Annotated in this window: 1 pseudogene; it reads right to left on the reverse strand. The window is 70.2% G+C overall.

The features are described from left to right. Nucleotides 1–342: pseudogene (locus ACTJK8_RS32450) on the reverse strand (flagellin); the annotation flags it as partial.

Genomic DNA, 342 nt, shown 5'->3' on the forward strand with positions numbered 1-342 from the left:
GCCGAGGCGGTGAAGCCGAGCGCCGTCTGGCTGCCGGAGTTCTGGAATTCGACGTCCGCCTGGGCGTTCAGGACGATCTTGGTGCCGGTGCTGTCGACCGAGAAGATCGCGCCGGCGCCGAACGAGCCGCTCGACGCGGTCGAGGCCGAGCTGACCGCAGAGTTCAGGGCCGCGACGGTGGCGCTGATGCTCGAGGAGGCGGCGACCGTGGCGGAGACCGAGGTGCCGTTGATCGTCAGCAGGACCGTCTGGGAGGCGGTGCTGGCGCTGTAGGCGTTGGCGGCGGTGCCGGTGGTGGAGAGCTGGGTCGAGAGCGCCTGGTTGGCGATCGACTTGGCCTGG

Origin of the sequence: Methylobacterium sp. 22177 (assembly GCF_052045615.1) — a bacterium.
GTDB lineage: Bacteria > Pseudomonadota > Alphaproteobacteria > Rhizobiales > Beijerinckiaceae > Methylobacterium > Methylobacterium radiotolerans.